Source organism: Actinocorallia libanotica (assembly GCF_039525175.1).
Lineage (GTDB): Bacteria > Actinomycetota > Actinomycetes > Streptosporangiales > Streptosporangiaceae > Actinocorallia > Actinocorallia libanotica.
In genome coordinates, this window is record NZ_BAAAHH010000034.1 from 64,333 (window position 1) to 82,628 (window position 18,296).

Below are 18,296 nucleotides of genomic sequence, written 5' to 3' on the forward strand. Positions count from 1 at the left end.
GTGGTTTTTCTCCTACGACACGAGATGTAGGGGTATGTATTGCTTTCGCAGGGTGAAGGCCGCCAGCCGCTCCGCGTCGGGCACCACGCCCAGACCCGGCCCCTCCGGCACCCGCAGGTGCCCGTCCTCCAGGACGAACGGCTCGGTGACGTCCTCGCGGTAGTAGCGCGCCGACGCCGAGGTGTCGCCGGGCAGGGTGAAGTTCGGCAGCGCCGCCAGCGCCACGTTCGCGGCCCGTCCCACGCCCGTCTCCAGCATCCCGCCGCACCACACCGGCACGCCGTGCGCCGCGCACACGTCGTGCACGCGGCGCGCCTCCAGGAACCCGCCGACCCGGCCCGGCTTGACGTTCACGATGGACGTCGCGCCGCGGGCGATGGCGTCGGCGGCGATCCGCGCGGAGGTGATGGACTCGTCCAGGCAGACCGGGGTGCGCAGGCGCCGCGCCAGCTCGGCGTGCCCGGCGATGTCGTCCTCGGGCAGCGGCTGCTCGACCAGCAGCAGGTCGAACGGGTCGAGCCGGGCCAGGCGCGGCGCGTCCCGCAGCGTGTAGGCGGCGTTGGCGTCGGCCTGCAGCAGGACGTCGGGGAAGCGCTCGCGGACCGCGCGCACCGGCTCCTCGTCCCAGCCGGGCTCGATCTTCAGCTTGATCCGCAGGTACCCCTCGGCGAGGTAGCCCTCGACCGCCGCCAGCAGCTCGGGCACCGAGTCCATGATGCCGACCGACACCCCGGCGGGGACGGCCGGGCGCACCGCGCCGAGGAACTCGCCGAACGACACGCCGCGGGAGCGCAGCCAGGCGTCCAGGATCGCCGCCTCCAGCGCGGCCTTGGCCATCGGATGCCCGCGCACCGGCCGGAACGCCTGCTCGGCCCGCCACGGGTCGGGGTGGGCCAGCGGCAGCAGGAACTCGCGGATCACGTGGGCGGCGCCGTCGACGTACTCCGAGGAGTAGACGGGCTCGGCCATCGCCACGCACTCGCCCCAGCCCTCGCCCACGTCGGTGACCACCCGGACGAGCAGGATCACCCGGTCGGTCTCGGTCCCGAAGGACGTGCGGAACGGGGAGACCAGCGGCAGCCCCACCCACCGCAGCTCCACACCTTCGATCCTCAAGAAGCGCCTCCTTCGAGCACGTAGTAGCCGTCCCGGGTCATGCCGGTGACGCGCATCCCCGCCTCCATCGCCGACATGAGCGCCTCCCTGACCGCGAAGCGCAGCCGCGCGGTCGTCCGGGGAGAGCGGGCGCGCAGCCCTTCGACGTCCTCGGGGACCGCCACCAGCAGCCGGCCCTTCCGCGGGAGGTCGGCGGGGTGCTCGGCTCCGGGCTCCAGCAGGACGGCGGCGCCCCGCCCGATCAGCTCCTCCGACGTCCCTGGCGACGGCGGCGCGGAGGCGCGCAGGTCCCAGACGGTGTAGAGCCGGTCGGACGGGGAGGCGTCGTTCAGCTCGTCCCGCATCATCCCGTAGAAGTCGGGCAGGTAGGCGGCGGGCATCGCGCCGAGCACGTGCATGTTGAAGTGCGCGTTGCGGCGGACGAGGGGGTCGAACGTCCACACCACCGTGCCGATGCCCCGCTCCAGCGCCCAGGCCCGCTGGTGGGACTTCAGCCGCCGGCCCACCCCGGCGCCGCGCGCCTCGGGCGCCACCCCGGCGATGTGGGAGTGCAGCTCGCCCTTCGCGGTGAAGAAGGCCACCGCGGCGCCGGCCAGCTCCTCGCCCCGCCAGGCCCCGGCGACGTAGTTCCCCGCGTGGGACAGGGCCCGCAGCAGCCCCGCCTCCATCAGGGGCTCGCCCCAGATCCGCTCGAACAACGCGGCCGCCCGGTGGTGCTCCGCCGCCCCCGGTCGGCCGTCCAGTTCCCTGATCTCGATCCGGCCGTCGCCGCCGTTGTCCCTCACACCGATCAGCCTGCCCGAACCGGGACACCGCACTCATCGTCGGACTTCCCCAACCGGCGGCGTTCTTTCGTGCGATCGGCCAGGGAGCGGCTCAGCGCAGCCGGGCGACCAGCGCCGCCAGCAGCGCCGCCCGGTCGGCCATGAAGCGCAGGTCCACCCACTCGTCCTCGCTGTGCGCGCCGCCGCCGACCGCGCCCAGGCCGTCCAGCGTGGGGACGCCGAGGGCGGCGGTGAGGTTGCCGTCCGAGCCCCCGCCCACCGCGGCCTCGCGCAGCGGCGGCAGCCCCAGCTCGACGGCGAGGGTGACGGCACGCTGGAACAGGCCGAACGAGGCCGAGCGCTGGAGCGGTCCACGCCGAGGCCCCGCCTCCACCTCCAGCCGCGCGCCCGGCAGCACGGGGCGGCGGTGCACCAGCCAGTGGTGGACGCGCTCCAGCTCCGCGCGGCGGAAGGCGCGCACGTCCACCGCGAGCCGTGCGGCGTCGGGGACGGTGTTGACGGTCGTGCCCGCCGACACCACCGAGGGCGTCACCGTGGTGCCGCGCTCCGGGGCCGCCTGCCCGGCGACCGCCAGGATCTGGTGGGCCAGCTCGACGGCGGCGTTGACGCCCTTCTCGGGGTCCAGGCCGGTGTGCGCGGCGCGGCCGGTGATGCGCATCTCGTAGCGGGCCAGTCCCTTGCGGGAGGTCTTGAGCGCCCCGCCCGCGCTGGGCTCGGCGACCAGCACCGCGGTCGCGCCCCGCGCGGTCTCCTCGATCAGGTCGCGGGAGGTGGCCGAGCCGGTCTCCTCGTCGGAGGTCACCAGCAGCCCGACGCCGTCCAGGCCGCCGGACGCGCGCACCAGGGACAGCGCGTGGAACGCCTGGACCAGGCCCGCCTTCATGTCGAAGCAGCCGGGGCCGGTCGCCCGGTGGCCGTCCACCGCGAACGGCTTGCGGGCCAGCGTCCCCACCGGCCACACCGTGTCGTAGTGGCCCAGCACCAGCACCTTCGGGCGCTCCGGGCCCCAGCGCAGGTGCTCGCCGTGCTCGGTGGGGGCGGCGCCGAGCAGCCGCTCCCCCACCGCGGCGACCTCGGCACGGCAGCGGGCCAGCGCCTCGGGCACTCCGCTGGGGGACTCGGCGCACACCAGGGCCGCCAGGTCGGCCGTCATCGCCGCCCGGTCGAAACGGTCAGGAGACACGCGGATTGGCCCTCGCACTGAAGTGGACATACGGTGTGCCGTCCGGCAACGTGAAGAACACGAACGGGACCCGCGCGGGGTTGTCGCCGTCGCTGCCCAGGAACGTCGTCTCGTCCACCGGCACCAGCGAGAGCTCCAGCGGCGGACCGAGTTCGGCCAGGCCCGGCGTGGTCACCTCCACGCGCGCGTGCAGGGCGCCGTCCCGTTCGGTGATGAGCGTCCGCACGTGTTTGCGCTCGTAAAGGCCGGTGTAGCGGGCCGGGTCGATCGGCACGGGCTCGGCCGGTGGTTCGGGGAGGGCGCGCACGGTCAGGCCCGCCAGGTCGGCGAACAGCTCGCGGGCGACGTCCTGGCGCAGGGCGCTGTCGTGCCCGCCGTTGGTCAGCAGCGCCGCCACGATGCCGCGCTCGGGGATCACCCACAGGGCAGCCTGCTGGCCGATGGTGCTGCCCGAGTGCCACAGCACGCGGACGCCGTCCCAGGTGTCGAGGATCCAGCCCAGCCCCCACGCCTCGCCGAGGCCGTGCGGGTTGGGCACCTCCACCTGCGGGACGCGCATCGCCGCGCGGGACTCGTCCTTCAGCAGGGAGGAGTCCAGGTGGGCCCGGCCGAAGCGCACGACGTCCGCGGCGGAGGCGCAGATCAGGCCCGCCGGTCCGATGGGGCGCATCAGGCCCCACACGGGCGTCGGGCGGAGGTCCGCGCCCGCGCCCAGGTGGCCCACGGCCGCGCGGTGCAGCAGCGCCTCCTCCGGCAGGGTCACGGTGCGCGCGAGGCCGAGCGGCTCGATGACCATCTCGCGCAGGGCGGCGTCCCAGACCTTGCCGGTGAGGCGTTCGATGACCCGCCCGAGCACCGAGTACGCGGCGTTGACGTACGACTGGGTGGCGCCGGGCGGGTGGAGCTGGACGAGGTCGGCGCAGGCGGCGACGTAGCGCTCCAGGCAGTCGTCGCCGCGCCCGGTGTCGAGGAAGAGGTCGCCGTCGATGCCCGAGGTGTGGGTGAGCAGGTGGCGCACCGTCACCGTGCGGGAGGCCTCCTCGTCGGCCACCGCGAACTCCGGCAGCAGCGCGCGCACCGGGGTGTCCAGGGTGAGGGCGCCGCGCTCGGCGAGCAGCATGACCTGGGTGGCGGTCCACACCTTGGTGACCGAGCCGATCTGGAACAGCGAGTCCGGTGTCGCCGCGACGCCCGTCGCCAGGTTCAGCACGCCCGCGGCGTGCTCGGTGAGCTCCCCGGCGTGCCAGACCGCCAGCGACGCCCCCGGGACGCCGTGCTCCGCGGCCAGTTCACCGAGCCGTACCCCCCAGTTCACAAGGACTCCTCTCACCGGGTCCAGGCACCCTAACCAGAAACCGCGGGATTCCCCCATCGGAAAAACCGACAATCCTTACTTACCGATTTGTCAGTTCCGCCTGCTGGCCGTCCGCCGCGCCCGCCCCTTATCGTGGTCGGCCATGCATGAGCTGGTGCTGCGCGGCGGCGAGGTCCACGACGGCCTGGGATCCCCGGCGGCCACCGCCGACGTCGCGGTGGACGGGGGCAGGATCACCGCCGTCGGGCGCGGGCTGGGCCCGGCGCGGCGCGTCGTCGACGTGAGCGGCCTGGCGGTCGCGCCCGGGTTCGTCGACCCGCACTGCCACTCCGACCTGGTGCCCGCGCTGGCCGAACCGCAGCCGTTCAAGCTGCTCCAGGGCGTCACCACCGAGGTCAACGGCAACTGCGGCTTCTCCTACGGGCCGGTCGCCGCCGAGCACGTCGAGATCATGTCGGCGTACGCGGGTGCTCCCGTCGCCGCGGGGTCCTTCGCCGACCACCTGGCCGAGATGGAGAAGGCGGGCCCCACCAACCACATGGCCACCCTCGTCGGGCACTCCACCCTGCGCCTGGCCGCGGCGGGCTGGGAGGCCGGGCTGCCGCCCGGCGGGCTGGAGGAGATGTGCCGGCTGGCCGCCGAGTCGTTCGAGGCCGGCGCCTGCGGGCTGTCCAGCGGGCTGGTCTACCCGCCGGGCTCCTTCGGCGGCACCGAGGAGCTCGTCGCGCTGGCCAAGGTCGCCCACCGGTACGGCCGCCCGTACACCACGCACCTGCGCGACGAGGGCGCCGGGCTCGCCCAGGCCCTGGACGAGGCGATCGAGATCGCCCGGCGCGCCCGGGTCCGGCTCCAGGTCTCGCACTGCAAGACCGCGGGGCCGCGCAACCACGGCCGCGCGGGCATGCTCCTGGACAGGCTGCACGCCGCCCGCCGGGAGGGCGTCGACGTGCGCGGCGACCAGTACCCCTACCTGGCCGGGGCCACCACCCTGTCGGCGCTGCTGCCGCCCGCCGCGCTGGAGGGCGGGCCCGAGGCGCTGCGCGCCCGGCTGTCCGACCCGGCCGAGGTCGCCGCCCTGCGCGCCGCCGCCGAGGACCCCGTCCCCCTCACCGGCACCGGCATGTGGCGCGACACCACGCCCGAGGGCGTGCTCGTGGTCACCCACACCGACCCGGCCGCCGTCGGCCGCCGGCTCTCCGAACTGCCCGGCGAGGCGTTCGAGACCGCCTGCGCGCTGATCGCCGCCGACCCGGCCGCCTACATGGTCATCACGATGATGGCCGAGCCCGACGTCCGCGCCATCATGGCCGACCCCCTGATCGGCATCGGCTCCGACAACGGCATGCCGGCGGGCCTGGAGCACCCCCGCACCTGGGGCTGCTTCCCCCGGTTCCTCGGCTCCTACGTCCGGGAGGCCGGCGTCGTCGACCTCCCCGAGGCCGTCCGCAAGATGACCTCCGCCAACGCCGCGCCCTTCGCCCTGCACGGCCGCGGCGTCCTGGTCGAGGGCGCGTACGCCGACATCACCTGCTTCGACCCCGCGACCGTCGGCCACCCCGGCACCTACGCCTCCCCCGACCTCCAGCCCACCGGCATCCCCTACGTGCTGCTGGAGGGCCACGTGGTCGTCGACGGCGGCGGCTTCACCGGCGAGCGCCGGGGCAGGGTCCTGCGCTCCTGACCATTTGGATCTTTTCTGTCGGTCCGCGGCGCTAATCTTCACGACCATGGCACGACCGTTGAACGAGATCGTCGAGGCAGGCTGGGCACGGGCGCTGGAACCCGTCGCGGGGGACATCGCCGCCATGGGCGACTTCCTGCGCGGCGAGCTCGCCGCCGGGCGCACCTACCTCCCCGCGGGCAGGAACGTCCTGCGCGCCTTCCAGCAGCCCTTCGACCAGGTGCGGGTGCTCATCGTGGGCCAGGACCCGTACCCGACGCCGGGGCACGCGGTGGGCCTGAGCTTCTCGGTGGCGCCGGACGTGTGGCCGCTGCCGCCCAGCCTCATCAACATCTACTCCGAGTACATGCAGGACCTCGGCCTGCCCGGCCCGGCCAACGGCGACCTCGGCCCCTGGACCGGGCAGGGCGTGCTGCTGCTCAACAGGTGCCTGACCGTCGCCCCCCGCAAGCCCGCCTCGCACCGCGGCAAGGGCTGGGAGAAGGTCACCGAGCAGGCGATCCGGGCGCTGGCCGCGCGCGGCACGCCGCTGGTGGCGATCCTGTGGGGCCGCGACGCCCAGACGCTGCGGCCGATGCTCGGCGACTACCCCTGCATCACCTCCGCCCACCCCAGCCCGATGTCGGCCGACCGCGGCTTCTTCGGCTCCAAGCCGTTCAGCCGCGCCAACGCCTACCTGGAGCAGCAGGGCGCCCAGCCGGTGGACTGGCGCCTGCCCTGACCGACGGGGAACCCGCCCGATGAGAGCTTTCTCATCGGTTCTCCGTTTCCTTCGCCGGAGGCGGTCCCTACGGTGGGGGCATGGCATCACGCGGCTCCCTGGCCGTGGCGGCCGGGGGGATCGCCTCCCTCGTCCTCGTTCCGGTCATCACGCTCGTGCTGGCCGCACGCTCGGACGACCCCGCCCTGGGACCCGAGGTCGTGGTCACGGGGACCACCCCGGCGGACCGGGCCACGGCGACCCCAGAACCATCACTTAAGCCCCATAAGACCACGAAACCCGACACAGATACCGTTTCCCCTGTCCAGCCTCCGCCGCCCGTCCCGGGCGGCGGAGAAGACGACGACGGCGGGGACGACGATGACGACTGAGCCCACCGCATGAGCGCGCGCGCCCGCATCGTCGGCTGGGTGCTGCTCGTGGTCGCGCTGGCGCTGGGCGTCGCCTCCTCGGCCACCTGGTCGCTGCTGGTCACCCGGCTGAACGACCAGGTGTCGGCGGAGCTGGCGAACGAGGCGGAGAAGTTCCGCGCCTTCGCCGGCAGCCGCAACGAGGCGGCCGTCGACGTGCGGCGGCTCCTGACCGACTACCTGGCGGTCACCTCGCCCGACCGGAACGAGACGTACTTCTCCATCGTCGACGGCAGGGCCGACCGGCGCAGCTCCGTGCCGGGCCCCGCCCTGCTGGACGGCGACCCGCGGCTCGTCGCCGAGGCGGCCGCGGCGCGGACCACGCGGATGGGCTGGGCCCACAGCGAGGCCGGGCGGGTGCGCTACCTGGCGGTCCCGGTCCGGGTCACCGGCGACCCCCGGCGCGGCGCGCTCGTCGTCGGCCTCTTCTACGACGCCGAGCGCCGCGAGGTCGCCGAGGTGACGCGGGTCCTCGGCGGCACGTCCCTGGCCGCCGTGGGCATCGCCGGGATCGTCGCCTGGCTGGTCTCCGGCCGGGTGCTCGCCCCCGTCCGGCTGGTGCGCACCACCGCCGAGCAGATCAGCGGCTCCTCCGACCTCAGCCGCCGCCTCACCGTGCCCGGCCACGACGACGTCTCCGCGCTGGCCGGGACGTTCAACCGCATGCTGGACCGGCTGGAACGCGCCTTCGCCGTCCAGCGGGAGTTCCTCGACGACGCCGGGCACGAGCTGCGCACCCCGCTCACCGTGGTGCGCGGCCACCTGGAGCTGATGGGCGACGACGACCGCGAGGAGACCCTCGCCCTGGTCATGGACGAGCTCGGCCGGATGAACCGCATCGTCGAGGACCTCCTGCTGCTGGCCCGCTCGGAGCAGCCCGGCTTCCTCAAGCCCGGGACGGTGCCCGTCGCGGAGCTGACCGTGGACGTGCTGGCCAAGGTGCGGACCCTGGGCGCGCGGGAGTGGCGCCTGGACGAGGTCGCCGACGCCCACGTCACCGCCGACGGGCAGCGGCTCACCCAGGCGCTCCTGCAGCTCGTCGCCAACGCCGTGCGGCACACCCGCGACGGCGGCCGGATCGGCGTCGGCACCGCGCTGCGGGACGGCGGGCTGGCGCTGTGGGTGCGCGACGACGGGCCCGGCGTGCCGCCCGAGCTGCGCGAGCGGATCTTCGAGCGGTTCGCGCACGGCGAGCGCGGCGGCACCGGCCTGGGTCTGGCCATCGTCGGCTCCATCGCGCACGCGCACGGCGGCCGCGTCGCGGTCGCCGACGCCCCGGGCGGCGGCGCGCTCTTCACCATCACCATCCCCGCCGTCCTGGAGGAGGCAGCAGATGAACCGGATTCTCATCGCTGAGGACGAGGACCGCATCGCGTCCTTCGTGGACAAGGGGCTGCGCAGGCAGGGCTTCGTCACCACGGTCGTCCCCGACGGGGTGAACGCCTACGAGTTCGCCCTCAGCGGCCGGTTCGACCTGCTCGTCCTGGACATCGGACTGCCGGGCCGCGACGGGTTCACCGTGCTGCGGATGCTGCGCGAGGCGCGGGTGACGATCCCCGTGGTGATCCTGACCGCGCGGAGCAGCGTCGCCGACACCGTGGCGGGCCTGGAGAGCGGCGCCGACGACTACCTGGCCAAGCCGTTCGCCTTCGAGGAGCTGCTGGCCCGCATCCGGCTGCGCCTGCGCCACGAGCGCGCGCCCGAGGCCACCTCGCTGAAGGCGGGCGGCCTCACCCTCGACCTGCGCACCCGCCGCGCCCACGTCGGCGGCCGCGCCGTGGAGCTGTCCAGCCGCGAGTTCGCCCTCGCCGAGTTCCTGTGCCGCAACCCCGACCAGGTCCTCACCCGCGAGCAGATCCTCAGCCACGTCTGGGGCTTCGACTTCGACCCCGGATCCAACATCGTCGACGTCTACATCCGCTACCTGCGCCGCAAGCTCGGCGCCGCCCGCATCGAGACGATCCGCGGCACCGGCTACCGGCTGCGCCCCCTGTGAGCCCGGGGAACGTCCTGGAGGTCACGGTGATCCCGCTGCTCCACCGGTTCCGCCCGGCCCTGGCCTTCGGCCTCACGGCCGCCGCCGCCTGAGCGCTCAGAGCGCGGCCGGGGCCTCCTCGGCCTCGACGATCTTCAGCAGCTCGTTCAGCGCCTCGCGCAGGTAGCCGACCAGGTTCCAGGTGTCGGGCACCAGGTCGGGGCAGGCGATGACGCCGACGTCGAGGTTGCCGTCGTAGGAGAAGACGGTGATGTTGACGCCGCCGGTGACGTCGCTGATCACCGAGGCCGGGTAGTAGGCCAGGACGCGGGCGCCGCGGGCGTACAGGGGCTGCTGCGGGCCGGGGACGTTGGAGACCAGCAGGTTCACCGGGTTGATCGCGGCGGCGCCCTGCATGGCCAGCCGGGTGGCCAGGCCCGACAGGGCGGCGGGCATCAGCGCGCTGACCTCCTCGAACCAGCTGCCGCGCGAGACCGCGAACCGGCGCTTGACGTTCACCATCGCGGCGCGCACCGCCAGGAAGCGCTCGGTGGGGTCGGCGATCTGGACCGGCAGCGGGGCGAACATCGCCGACAGGGCGTTGCCGTCGCCGCACTCGGCGCGGCGGCGCATCGAGACCGGGACGCAGGCGACCAGCGGGCGGTCGGGCAGCGCGTCGTGGTCGATCAGCCACTGGCGCAGCGCGCCGGTGCACATCGCCATCACCACGTCGTTGACGCTGACGCCCAGGGCGCGGCGCACCTTCTTGACGTCCTCCAGCGGCAGCGAGCCGAACGCGAAGGCGCGGTGCTGGGAGATGGGCGCGTTGAACGGGGTGCGCGGCGGCGACATCCGCGCCCCCGAGGGGTCGGGCTGGCGCTGGCCCAGCACCGAGCGCACCGCGCGGGACACCTCGCGCACGCCCGGCAGCCCGCCGATGACCGGCAGCTGGTCGAGGTGGCCGGCGGTGCGCACGAGCGCCTCGGTGGAGCGGACGGGGTGCAGGGCGAAGCGGGTGACGCCGCGGGTGAGCATCGGCAGCAGCTCGGGCCGCGTCTCCTTCTCCTGCGGCGGCACGGGCAGCTCGGCGGCCTCCGGCTGCAGGTCGAGCAGCGCGGCGAGCAGTTCCGCGGCGAGCACCCCGTCGACGCAGGCGTGGTGCACCTTGGCGTAGATGGCGGCGCGGCCCCCGGCCAGCCCCTGGATGAGGAAGAGCTCCCACAGCGGGCGGCGCCGGTCCAGCGGGCGCTCGTGGATGCGCGCGACCTCGGCGCCCAGCTGCAGGTCGTCGCCGGGCGCGGGCAGCGCCACCTCGTGCACGTGCCGGGCCGGGTCGAAGTTCGGGTCGTCCTCCCAGTAGGGCCGGTCGAGCCCGAACGGCACGGAGGCGAGCCTGCGCCGCAGCGGCTTGGCCAGGTGGGCGCGCTCCCGGATGAGCTCGACCATGTCGCCCCTGGTGAGCCTGCCCCCCTCGCACAGCGTGGTGTCGAGGATGGCGAGCCCTCCGATGTGCGAGAGGGTCCTGCGTGACTCGATGTCGAGGAAGTTGGTGTCCACCGCGGTGAGTTGGCCCATTGGTTCTCATGCCCCGTCTGCTCGCCGGCCCCTGCGTCCCAACCACTAGAGCTATGCCGTCGAAGCGCGGCCGTCAACAGAGGTCAAGGATTAATAACAATGACTTAACCCAGGTTTCCTCGACCGCGGGACTTACGCAAACGGCCGCGTCCTCCCCAGAACCGGAAAAGGGAGGACGCGGCCGTTATACGGTCAGCCGATACAGGAATCGAAGCCGCGCCGGAACAGCTCCAGCGAACGGCGCACCGCCTCCTGGACCGCGGCGCGGTCATCGGCGTCGCGGGTGGTGAGCTTGATGAGCTCGAGCGCCTCGCGGGGGTGGGCGTCGTCGTACTCGACGTGCTCGGCGAGCCACGTCAGCGCGTACTCGTCGGCGCCGAGGCGCTCCCTGAAGGCGGGCATGACCAGGCGCGTCCAGTCCCCGGTCGTGCCCTCGATGGCGTAGTTGACGGCGCCGAAGGCCTCGGCCAGCGAACCCCGGTAGGAGACCGACCACAGGTACTCCTGCAGGGCGGCGACCTCGGGACCGGGCCGGTGGCGGACGATCTCCTCCTCGGTGAGGCCGAGGCCCACGCCCCAGTCGATGTACCACTGGGCGTGCAGCGCCTCGGTGCGGATGTTGCCGATGAGCCAGTCGCGGGCCAGCAGGTCGCCCGGGCGTCTGCCGTAGGTGGTGCGGCCCAGGTAGACCCCCATGTACTTGGGGAAGGACTCGACGACGCCGAAGAACTCGGGGATGACCCGCCGCCAGACGTCGTCGTCGACGCCGTCGGCGGCGGTGCCGGTGAAGACGGGGCTCTGTGTCACCGCGGCCCAGTGGGGCCGCAGCTCTTCCAGCATGTCCATCACCCAGGGGGGGTGCGGGCTCTCCGACAGCTCGTGCTTGACGGTGCGGTGGTGCTGGGTTCTGGTCGGCGGCCTGGAACGTTCCGTCTGGGTGCTCACTTCGCGGAATCTCCCTCCGTGGGACTACGGGAAGTGGTCACAACTATCAAATTGATCACTATTCCTGTAAATACCTCTCTTCCCTTACCTTCCTTACGGATCATCCGTAATACATAAATAGGACATCTCACCACTAGTCGCCTGTCGGCCCGGCTCGCACAATCGATGCACCCCGTAGCCTCCGGACATCCGACCGCGCGGCGACACAAGGACCACAAGCAATGGGAGGCACGACCTTGACCCGGCGCAGGCACGCGGTGGTCGTCGGAGGGAGCCTGGCCGGGCTGCTCTCCGCGCGGGTTCTCCTCGACCACTTCGAAGAGGTCACCCTGCTGGAACGCGACGGCTTCCCCGGCGAGCCGGTCTCCCGCCCCGGCGTCCCCCAGGGCCGGCACCTGCACGTGCTGTGGGAGCACGGGCGCGGCCTGCTCGACGGGCTGATCCCCGGCCTGGAGTCCGACCTGCTCGCCGGAGGCGCGCCCGACCTGCGGCTGCCCGCCGACTTCCTGTGGCTGACCTCGGGCGGCTGGCGGCGGCGCTTCGACACCACCCGGATGCTCACCTTCAGCCGCGGCCTGCTCGACCACGCGGTCCGCGGCCGGCTGTTCGGCGAGCCGAGGCTCGCCGTCCGCACCGGGATCGAGGTCACCGGGCTCACCGGAGACGAGGCCGTCACCGGCGTGCGCTACACCGAGCGCGGCGACGCCGCGCGCGCCGAGGAGCTCATGGCCGCCGACCTCGTGGTCGACGCGACCGGCCGCGGCTCCCACGCGCCCGCGTGGCTGGCCGAACTCGGCCGCCCGCTCCCCCGCGAGACGCGGATCGACCCGCTGCTGGGGTACGCGAGCCGCTACTACGCCATCCCGCCCGGCCACGACCCCGGCTGGAAGGCGCTGTACCTCCAGGCGGGGCCGCCCGAGGCCAAGCGCACCGGCGGGCTGTTCCCCCAGGAGGGCGGGCGGTGGATCTGCAGCCTGAGCGGCGCGGGCGGCGACTACCCGCCGACCGACGAGGAGGGCTACCTGGAGTACGCGCGGGGGCTGCGCGACCCCGTCCTGTACGAGGCCATCAAGGACGCCGAGCCGCTCACGCCCGTGGTGTCCTTCCGCCGCACCGCGGGCCACCGCCGCCACTACGACCGGATGCGCTCCTGGCCCGCGGGCTTCGCCGCGATCGGCGACTCCGTCTGCGCCTTCAACCCCATCTACGGGCAGGGCATCACCGTCGCCGCGGCCAGCGCGCTGGAACTCGACCGCATGCTGCGCGAGGACCGGAGCACCCGCTGGTTCCAGCGGCGCGCCAAACGCGCCGGGGCGGGCGCCTGGCTCATCTCCACCGGGGAGGACCGCCGCTACGCCGAGACGCAGGGGCCGCGCGTGCTCCCGCACACGCGCCTCATCAACGCCTACGTGAGCCTGGCCGTGCGGGCCGCCAACACCGACCCCGACAGCTGCGCCGACATGCTGGACGTCCTGGGGCTCGCCAAGCCGCCCACCTCGTTGTTCCGGCCCGCCGCGCTGGCGCGGATCATGGCGAACCGGAGCAGGCCGCCGGAGGCCGCGCCGCTGCTGCCCGAGCCCGCGGCAAGGTGAAACCCCCCAAAAGGGGAACGACTCGCTTGTGTCCACCGGCCATTTCCCGGGTCGCGACGTCTTAGGTTAGGTTTTCCAGCATGAGTGAGCGCGTGTATCCCCCGGTCATCGCCGCGGCCAAGACCATGTTCCGGGTGCTGGGGCTGAAGATCAAAATCGAGGGACACGAGCACATCCCCGCCACCGGCGGGGCGGTCCTCTCCTGCAACCACATCTCCTACCTGGACTTCATCTTCACCGGTCTGGGCGCCCACCCGGCCAAGCGGCTGGTGCGCTTCATGGCCAAGAAGGAGGTCTTCGACCACCGGGTCTCCGGCCCCCTCATGCGCGGCATGCACCACATCCCGGTCGACCGGGAGAACGGCGCGTCCTCCTACATCGCCGCGCTCAAGGCGCTGAAGGCGGGCGAGGTCGTCGGCGTGTTCGCCGAGGCCACCATCAGCCAGTCCTTCACCGTCAAGGAGATCAAGAGCGGCGCCGTGCGCATGGCCGTCGCCGCCAAGGTCCCGCTCATCCCGATGGCCGTCTGGGGCACCCAGCGCCTGTGGACCAAGGGCCGCAAGCGCAAGCTCTGGCAGCGCAACACCCCGGTCCACATCCTGGTCGGCGAGCCGATGCACCCCAAGCGCGGCGACGACTACGAGCAGGTCGCCAAGGAGCTGCACGAGCGCATGCAGGCGCTCGTCGACCGCGCCCAGCGCGACTACCCCGTCGACGGCACCGGCCAGTGGTGGCAGCCCGCCCACCTCGGCGGCACCGCCCCCACCCCCGAGCGCGCCGCGGAGCTGGACGAGGCCGAGCGTGTCGAGCGCGCCGCCCGCAAGGCGCGGCGCGAGGCGCAGAAGCCGCAGGAGTAGGCGGCTCGGCGCCCGGGATCGGCGGAGTAGGCCACTTCACAGGGATTGGCTCTGTTTGCCCTGGTCAAGCAGGGTCACACTGGAAGGCATGACCGACCTTCGTCCGGAGACCCGCGCCGTCCACGTCCCCATCATCGTCCCCGAGGGCAGCCGGCCCCTGGGCATGCCGATCTACCAGGGCCATCTGTTCGCCTTCGACAGCGCCCAGGGCATGGCCGAGGCGTTCGACGGCCCGAACCGGGCGCCGTTCTACAGCCGCCTCGGCAACCCGACCGTGAAGTCGTTCGAGACCGCTCTGGCCGACCTCGAAGGCGGCGCCGGCGCCCTGGCCACCGCCTCCGGCATGGGCGCCATCAACGCCGTCCTGCACGGCTTCCTGAAGGCGGGCGACCACGTCATCGCCCAGAGCTGCCTCTACGGCGGTACGTACGGCTCCTTCCAGACCCTGGCGAGCAAGTGGGGCGTGGAGGTCACCTACGTCTCCGGCGAGGACCCGGCCGAGATCCGCGAGGCCCTCCGGCCGAACACCCGCCTCCTGTACCTGGAGACGATCGCCAACCCCACCACCCGCGTCGCCGACCTCCCGGCCCTGATCGCCGCCGCGGGCCCGGACGTGAAGAAGGTCGTCGACAACACCTTCGCGACCCCGCTGCTGTGCCGCCCGCTGGAGCACGGCGCTGACGTCGTCGTGCACTCCGCCACCAAGTACATCTGCGGCCACGGCGACGCGGTGGCGGGCGTCGCGGTCTTCGCCTCCGAAGCCGACCACCATGCTGTCTGGAAGGAGGCGATCGAACTCGGCATGACCCTCGACCCGTTCGCCGCGTTCCTCCTGCTGCGCGGCCTGGCCACCCTGGGCCTGCGCGTGCCGCGGCACTGCGCCAACGCCCTCCACCTGGCCAAGGAGCTCGCGTCCCACCCGAAGGTCGAGCGCGTCTCCTACCCGTCCCTGCCCGGCCACCCCGACCACGAGACCGCCCAGCGCCTGCTGGACGGCGGCCAGGGCGGCGGCGTCCTGGCCTTCGACCTGGCCGGAGGCCGCGACGCGGGCCGCCGCTTCATCGAGTCCACCGAGCTGATCGCCCTGACGGCGTCCCTGGGCGAGGCCAAGACCCTGGTCATCCACCCCGCCAGCACCTCCCACCGCATGTACTCCGCCGAGGCGCTGGAGGCCGCCGGCTTCACCGAGGGCACCGTCCGCCTCGCCGTCGGCATCGAGCACCCCGACGACCTCTGGCAGGACGTCTCCCGCGCCCTTGACCGAATCTGACCTCAACCGGTCACATCCCGCCCGCCCGCCGGCCCGCGTCGCCTTCCTCGTCCGGTCGTTCAGCGGGCGTCGAGGAAGGCGGCCAGGTCGGCGGCGATCGCGGCGGGCTGCGCGCCGCTGATGGCGTGCGAGGCGGCCGGGTAGACCTTCACCGTGCCGTTCCGCAGGACGCGCTCGGCGGTCCGGCGGGAGGCCGCGGCGTCGTGCATCACCGACTCGCCCGCCAGGATCGCCAGTACGGGCATCTTCAGGCCGCGCAGCGCCTTCTCGCCGATGAGCGCGGGCTGGGGCAGGCGCAGGGTGTAGTGCTTCATCCCGGACTCGATCATGTCCGCGACCGGCACGTCCTCCACGGGGGCGCCGCCGGCGGTGTAGGAGTTGAACGAGTCGCGCCAGGACTTCGGCAGCCACGGCACGGAGGCGGGGATCGCGCGGATCGCGGTGCCGAACGGGATGTTCGAGAACGTGTACACGGGGTCCAGCAGGGTCAGCGTGGCGACGTGCCGGGGCCGGTGGACGGCGAGGTTGGCGGCCGTCCAGCCGCCGATCGACAACCCGACCACGTGGAAGGACTCCTCCGGCAGGTGCGCGAGCACCTGGTCCAGCCACGCCGCCTGGTCGGCGTCGGAGGTGATCGGCGCCTCCTGCACGCTCCCGCCCGGCTCGCCCAGCAGGTCGACCGTGTAGACGTCGCCGACCTTGAGCAGGTGCGGCAGGTTGTCCGCCCACACCGGTGACGCGGACGCCCGCCCCGGCAGCAGCACCAGCGGTTCGGCCCGGCCGGGGGCGCCCTCGTACCGGTGGACCCGCACGAACCCGAAGCCGGTGCGCACGTCGACCGTCCCGGCGGCCCGCGGCATGTCCGCCATCGCCCTGTCGTAGGCGGCCAGGAAGTCCGCGCGGCCTTCGGCGCTGTTCCAGTGCCCCACCGGCGCGGGCCTGCGCAGGGCGAAGGCCAGGGCGACGACCGCCACGGCGGCGACGGCGCCCGTGATCTTCAGGACCCGGCGGCGGCGGCGCCCGCGCCCCTCCCGCACGGCCGACCGCGCCCCTTCGACGGCCTGCCCGTCCCGCTCGACGTCGTCCATCGCCCCTCCCCGCTGAACACCGGTCAATTTTTTGACCACACGGTCAAAGAATACGCGAAATGCGGTACCTTCGTCCCATGGCAGGAAGGCGTACCGAGGACCGGCGGCTCAGCTTCATCGAGCAGGCCCGCCGCGACCAGCTCGTCGAGACCACGATCGGCCTGGTCGCCGAGCACGGGTACGCCGCCGCCTCACTGGCGCGGATCGCGCAGGCCGCGGGCATCACCAAGGGCGCGGTGCTCTACCACTTCGCCTCCAAGGACGCGGTCGTGGCCGCGGCCCACGCGCACGTGCTGGACGCCCTGGTCGCCGACGTCGGGGCGGCCGTCGACGCCGCGCCCCCCGACCAGGCGCCCGCCGCCTACACACGGCGCATGGTCGGATACCTGACCGAGAACCCCCACCACGCCCGCATGGTCATCGAGGCGATGACCGCCGACGGCCGCCCCGACGCCGAAGCCCGCCGCGAGCCGCTCGCCGCCCTCCTGCGCCGCGCCCGCGGGTCCCGCGGCCTCCCCCCGGGACCCGATCCGCGCACCCTCGCGCTCATCACCGGCGGAGCGATCGACGCGATCGTCACCGAACGCCTGCGGGACCCCGGCTACGACGCCCGGACCGCCGCCGAGGCGCTCGTCACGATGCTGGAGACCGCCCTCTTCGCCTGACCCCCGCGGGCCTTCGGACCGCCTCCCCGAAGATCAAAACGCCTTGATCTTCGGCTGAGGCGCCTGGGACCATCCTGGAATGACGGAACCTTCTTCCCTCGCCGAAGTCCGGGAGCTCATCGACGGAATCGACGGCGAACTCGTCCGGCTGCTGGCCGAACGGCAGGGCCTCGTCCAGGCCGCCGCGACCTTCAAGAAGGACACGGCGGCCGTACGCGCCCCCGACCGCGTCGAGCAGGTCATCACCGCGGTCCGCGCCCGCGCCGTCGACGCCGGACTCGCCCCGGACGTCGCCGAGGCCGTGTGGCGGGCGATGATCACGGCCTTCATCGACCTGGAGCTGCGGGAGCACGCGCAGATCCAGGAGGCCTCCTCACCGGGGGAGAACGCGTAGGGGTCAGGGGCGGAGGGCGTTGAGGGCGAGGGTGGCGTAGCGGCGCCATTGGGCGGGGTCGTGGACGCCCAGGTCGGTCAGGGCCCGGCTGCAGCCGCTGATGAGGACCTTGATGTCCTGGACGGTGGCGTCGGGGCGGACGGTGCCCTGGTCGCGGGCGGTGGCCAGGAGGTGTTCGACGTGGTCGGGGGCGTCGCCTTCGCGCAGGGGGGCGGTGGGGAGGATCTCGGCGAGGACGCGGTTGCCGGCCACGTGTTCGGCTATGTCGCCGAACAGGGCCTGGAGAGTGGTGAAGGCGTCTCCGTCGGTGGGGGCGGCGGCGATGCGGCGGGTGAGCCAGGTGATCTCGTGGCGGGCGACGGCGGCGATGAGGTCGTCCTTGGCGGGGAAGCTGCGGTAGACGGTGGCCTTGCCGACTCCGGCGCGGGCGGCGACCTCGGGGACGGTGGCCTCCAGGCCGCGCTCGGCGAAGACCTCCAGGGCTGCGGCGACGACCCGCTCGTGGTTGCGGCGGGCGTCGGCCCGGCGGTCGGACCAGTCGGCGGTCACGGGGTCCTCACCGGGCGGGGGCGCTGGAGACATGGTCCTTAGTGTGCCTTCCCCGGCGCCGGGACACGCCGCGGGTCGGATTCCCGGCGGGCGCGCGTGCGCCGCGCACCGGCACCGACGCCGCGCGTTCGTGCCGACGCCGCCGACGTCGCCGACGCCGTGCGGGCACGGCGTC

General features: G+C 73.5%; 18 protein-coding genes. 10 read left to right on the forward strand and 8 right to left on the reverse strand.

Features of this window, described 5'->3' with window-relative positions; translation table 11 throughout:
* Nucleotides 1-12: 12 nt before the first annotated feature.
* From menC to ABD140_RS31310, 4 genes are all read right to left on the reverse strand, one after another.
* Entirely contained in the window at nucleotides 13-1,116 is a 1,104-nt protein-coding gene (gene menC, locus ABD140_RS31295; RefSeq protein ID WP_344244928.1) for an o-succinylbenzoate synthase, read from the reverse strand.
* Nucleotides 1,113-1,901 (reverse strand): GNAT family N-acetyltransferase, encoded by a 789-nt coding sequence (locus ABD140_RS31300; protein WP_344244930.1) that lies wholly within the window; start codon nucleotides 1,899-1,901, stop codon nucleotides 1,113-1,115. The genes menC and ABD140_RS31300 overlap by 4 nt, the downstream gene beginning before the upstream one ends.
* A 91-nt stretch (nucleotides 1,902-1,992) precedes the next feature.
* A complete protein-coding gene (locus tag ABD140_RS31305) occupies nucleotides 1,993-3,084 on the reverse strand; it encodes a M20 family metallopeptidase (protein ID WP_344244931.1) in 1,092 nt (363 codons plus the stop codon).
* Nucleotides 3,074-4,399 (reverse strand): serine hydrolase domain-containing protein, encoded by a 1,326-nt coding sequence (locus ABD140_RS31310; RefSeq protein WP_344244933.1) that lies wholly within the window; start codon nucleotides 4,397-4,399, stop codon nucleotides 3,074-3,076. The genes ABD140_RS31305 and ABD140_RS31310 overlap by 11 nt, the downstream gene beginning before the upstream one ends.
* Nucleotides 4,400-4,541: 142 nt before the next feature.
* Here ABD140_RS31310 and ABD140_RS31315 point away from each other — a divergent pair, with 142 nt between their 5' ends.
* The 5 genes from ABD140_RS31315 (at nucleotide 4,542) to ABD140_RS31335 (ending at nucleotide 9,207) form a co-directional block, all read left to right on the forward strand.
* Nucleotides 4,542-6,080, forward strand: a complete 1,539-nt coding sequence (locus tag ABD140_RS31315) for an N-acyl-D-amino-acid deacylase family protein (RefSeq protein WP_344244935.1) — start codon at nucleotides 4,542-4,544, stop codon at nucleotides 6,078-6,080.
* Nucleotides 6,081-6,126: 46 nt separating this feature from the next.
* Nucleotides 6,127-6,801: a uracil-DNA glycosylase gene (locus tag ABD140_RS31320; protein ID WP_344244937.1), complete on the forward strand. Its 675-nt coding sequence runs from the start codon at nucleotides 6,127-6,129 to the stop codon at nucleotides 6,799-6,801.
* A gap of 80 nt (nucleotides 6,802-6,881) precedes the next feature.
* Nucleotides 6,882-7,172, forward strand: a complete 291-nt coding sequence (locus ABD140_RS31325) for a hypothetical protein (RefSeq protein ID WP_344244939.1) — start codon at nucleotides 6,882-6,884, stop codon at nucleotides 7,170-7,172.
* Between the two features lie 9 nt (nucleotides 7,173-7,181).
* Entirely contained in the window at nucleotides 7,182-8,567 is a 1,386-nt protein-coding gene (locus ABD140_RS31330) for a sensor histidine kinase (protein ID WP_344244941.1), read from the forward strand.
* Complete coding sequence (locus ABD140_RS31335) at nucleotides 8,545-9,207, forward strand: response regulator transcription factor (protein ID WP_344244943.1); 663 nt, start codon at nucleotides 8,545-8,547, stop codon at nucleotides 9,205-9,207. Before ABD140_RS31330 ends, ABD140_RS31335 begins: the two co-directional genes overlap by 23 nt.
* Nucleotides 9,208-9,303: 96 nt before the next feature.
* Here ABD140_RS31335 and ABD140_RS31340 read toward each other — a convergent pair whose 3' ends face one another.
* Both ABD140_RS31340 and ABD140_RS31345 read right to left on the reverse strand, forming a co-directional pair.
* Nucleotides 9,304-10,761, reverse strand: a complete 1,458-nt coding sequence (locus ABD140_RS31340) for a WS/DGAT/MGAT family O-acyltransferase (RefSeq protein ID WP_344244945.1) — start codon at nucleotides 10,759-10,761, stop codon at nucleotides 9,304-9,306.
* A 192-nt stretch (nucleotides 10,762-10,953) separates the two neighbouring features.
* Entirely contained in the window at nucleotides 10,954-11,706 is a 753-nt protein-coding gene (locus ABD140_RS31345; protein ID WP_344244947.1) for an iron-containing redox enzyme family protein, read from the reverse strand.
* A gap of 221 nt (nucleotides 11,707-11,927) precedes the next feature.
* Between ABD140_RS31345 and ABD140_RS31350 the strand changes: the two genes are divergently transcribed.
* From ABD140_RS31350 to ABD140_RS31360, 3 genes are all read left to right on the forward strand, one after another.
* Nucleotides 11,928-13,298 carry an FAD-dependent oxidoreductase gene (locus tag ABD140_RS31350; RefSeq protein ID WP_344244949.1) on the forward strand — a complete coding sequence of 457 codons (1,371 nt, stop codon included), beginning with the start codon at nucleotides 11,928-11,930 and terminating at the stop codon, nucleotides 13,296-13,298.
* Nucleotides 13,299-13,378: 80 nt separating this feature from the next.
* Nucleotides 13,379-14,155, forward strand: a complete 777-nt coding sequence (locus tag ABD140_RS31355; protein ID WP_344244951.1) for a lysophospholipid acyltransferase family protein — start codon at nucleotides 13,379-13,381, stop codon at nucleotides 14,153-14,155.
* Between the two features lie 88 nt (nucleotides 14,156-14,243).
* Nucleotides 14,244-15,425 (forward strand): trans-sulfuration enzyme family protein, encoded by a 1,182-nt coding sequence (locus ABD140_RS31360; protein ID WP_344244953.1) that lies wholly within the window; start codon nucleotides 14,244-14,246, stop codon nucleotides 15,423-15,425.
* A gap of 59 nt (nucleotides 15,426-15,484) precedes the next feature.
* On the opposite strand, the gene ABD140_RS31365 is transcribed toward ABD140_RS31360, so the two are convergent.
* The gene (locus tag ABD140_RS31365) at nucleotides 15,485-16,513 is read right to left on the reverse strand and encodes an alpha/beta fold hydrolase (protein WP_344244955.1); all 1,029 of its coding nucleotides are present in this window, start codon (nucleotides 16,511-16,513) and stop codon (nucleotides 15,485-15,487) included.
* Nucleotides 16,514-16,590: 77 nt separating this feature from the next.
* On the opposite strand from ABD140_RS31365, the gene ABD140_RS31370 reads away from it, so the two are divergent.
* Nucleotides 16,591-17,178: a TetR/AcrR family transcriptional regulator gene (locus tag ABD140_RS31370; protein ID WP_344244957.1), complete on the forward strand. Its 588-nt coding sequence runs from the start codon at nucleotides 16,591-16,593 to the stop codon at nucleotides 17,176-17,178.
* A 79-nt stretch (nucleotides 17,179-17,257) separates the two neighbouring features.
* Nucleotides 17,258-17,572 carry a chorismate mutase gene (locus ABD140_RS31375; RefSeq protein WP_344244959.1) on the forward strand — a complete coding sequence of 105 codons (315 nt, stop codon included), beginning with the start codon at nucleotides 17,258-17,260 and terminating at the stop codon, nucleotides 17,570-17,572.
* A 3-nt stretch (nucleotides 17,573-17,575) separates the two neighbouring features.
* Here ABD140_RS31375 and ABD140_RS31380 read toward each other — a convergent pair whose 3' ends face one another.
* Nucleotides 17,576-18,154 (reverse strand): TetR/AcrR family transcriptional regulator, encoded by a 579-nt coding sequence (locus tag ABD140_RS31380; RefSeq protein ID WP_344244961.1) that lies wholly within the window; start codon nucleotides 18,152-18,154, stop codon nucleotides 17,576-17,578.
* Nucleotides 18,155-18,296: the final 142 nt, after the last annotated feature.

What these genes read in the sequence shown, in the direction of transcription:
- ABD140_RS31315 (WP_344244935.1), top strand. Translation starts at nt 4,542, where the DNA reads ATGCATGAGCTGGTGCTGCGCGGCGGCGAGGTCCACGACGGCCTGGGA.
- ABD140_RS31320 (WP_344244937.1), top strand. Translation starts at nt 6,127, where the DNA reads ATGGCACGACCGTTGAACGAGATCGTCGAGGCAGGCTGGGCACGGGCG.
- ABD140_RS31325 (WP_344244939.1), top strand. Translation starts at nt 6,882, where the DNA reads ATGGCATCACGCGGCTCCCTGGCCGTGGCGGCCGGGGGGATCGCCTCC.
- ABD140_RS31330 (WP_344244941.1), top strand. Translation starts at nt 7,182, where the DNA reads ATGAGCGCGCGCGCCCGCATCGTCGGCTGGGTGCTGCTCGTGGTCGCG.
- ABD140_RS31335 (WP_344244943.1), top strand. Translation starts at nt 8,545, where the DNA reads ATGAACCGGATTCTCATCGCTGAGGACGAGGACCGCATCGCGTCCTTC.
- ABD140_RS31340 (WP_344244945.1), bottom strand. Translation starts at nt 10,761, where the DNA reads ATGGGCCAACTCACCGCGGTGGACACCAACTTCCTCGACATCGAGTCA.
- ABD140_RS31350 (WP_344244949.1), top strand. Translation starts at nt 11,928, where the DNA reads ATGGGAGGCACGACCTTGACCCGGCGCAGGCACGCGGTGGTCGTCGGA.
- ABD140_RS31355 (WP_344244951.1), top strand. Translation starts at nt 13,379, where the DNA reads ATGAGTGAGCGCGTGTATCCCCCGGTCATCGCCGCGGCCAAGACCATG.
- ABD140_RS31360 (WP_344244953.1), top strand. Translation starts at nt 14,244, where the DNA reads ATGACCGACCTTCGTCCGGAGACCCGCGCCGTCCACGTCCCCATCATC.
- ABD140_RS31365 (WP_344244955.1), bottom strand. Translation starts at nt 16,513, where the DNA reads ATGGACGACGTCGAGCGGGACGGGCAGGCCGTCGAAGGGGCGCGGTCG.
- ABD140_RS31370 (WP_344244957.1), top strand. Translation starts at nt 16,591, where the DNA reads ATGGCAGGAAGGCGTACCGAGGACCGGCGGCTCAGCTTCATCGAGCAG.
- ABD140_RS31375 (WP_344244959.1), top strand. Translation starts at nt 17,258, where the DNA reads ATGACGGAACCTTCTTCCCTCGCCGAAGTCCGGGAGCTCATCGACGGA.
- ABD140_RS31380 (WP_344244961.1), bottom strand. Translation starts at nt 18,154, where the DNA reads ATGTCTCCAGCGCCCCCGCCCGGTGAGGACCCCGTGACCGCCGACTGG.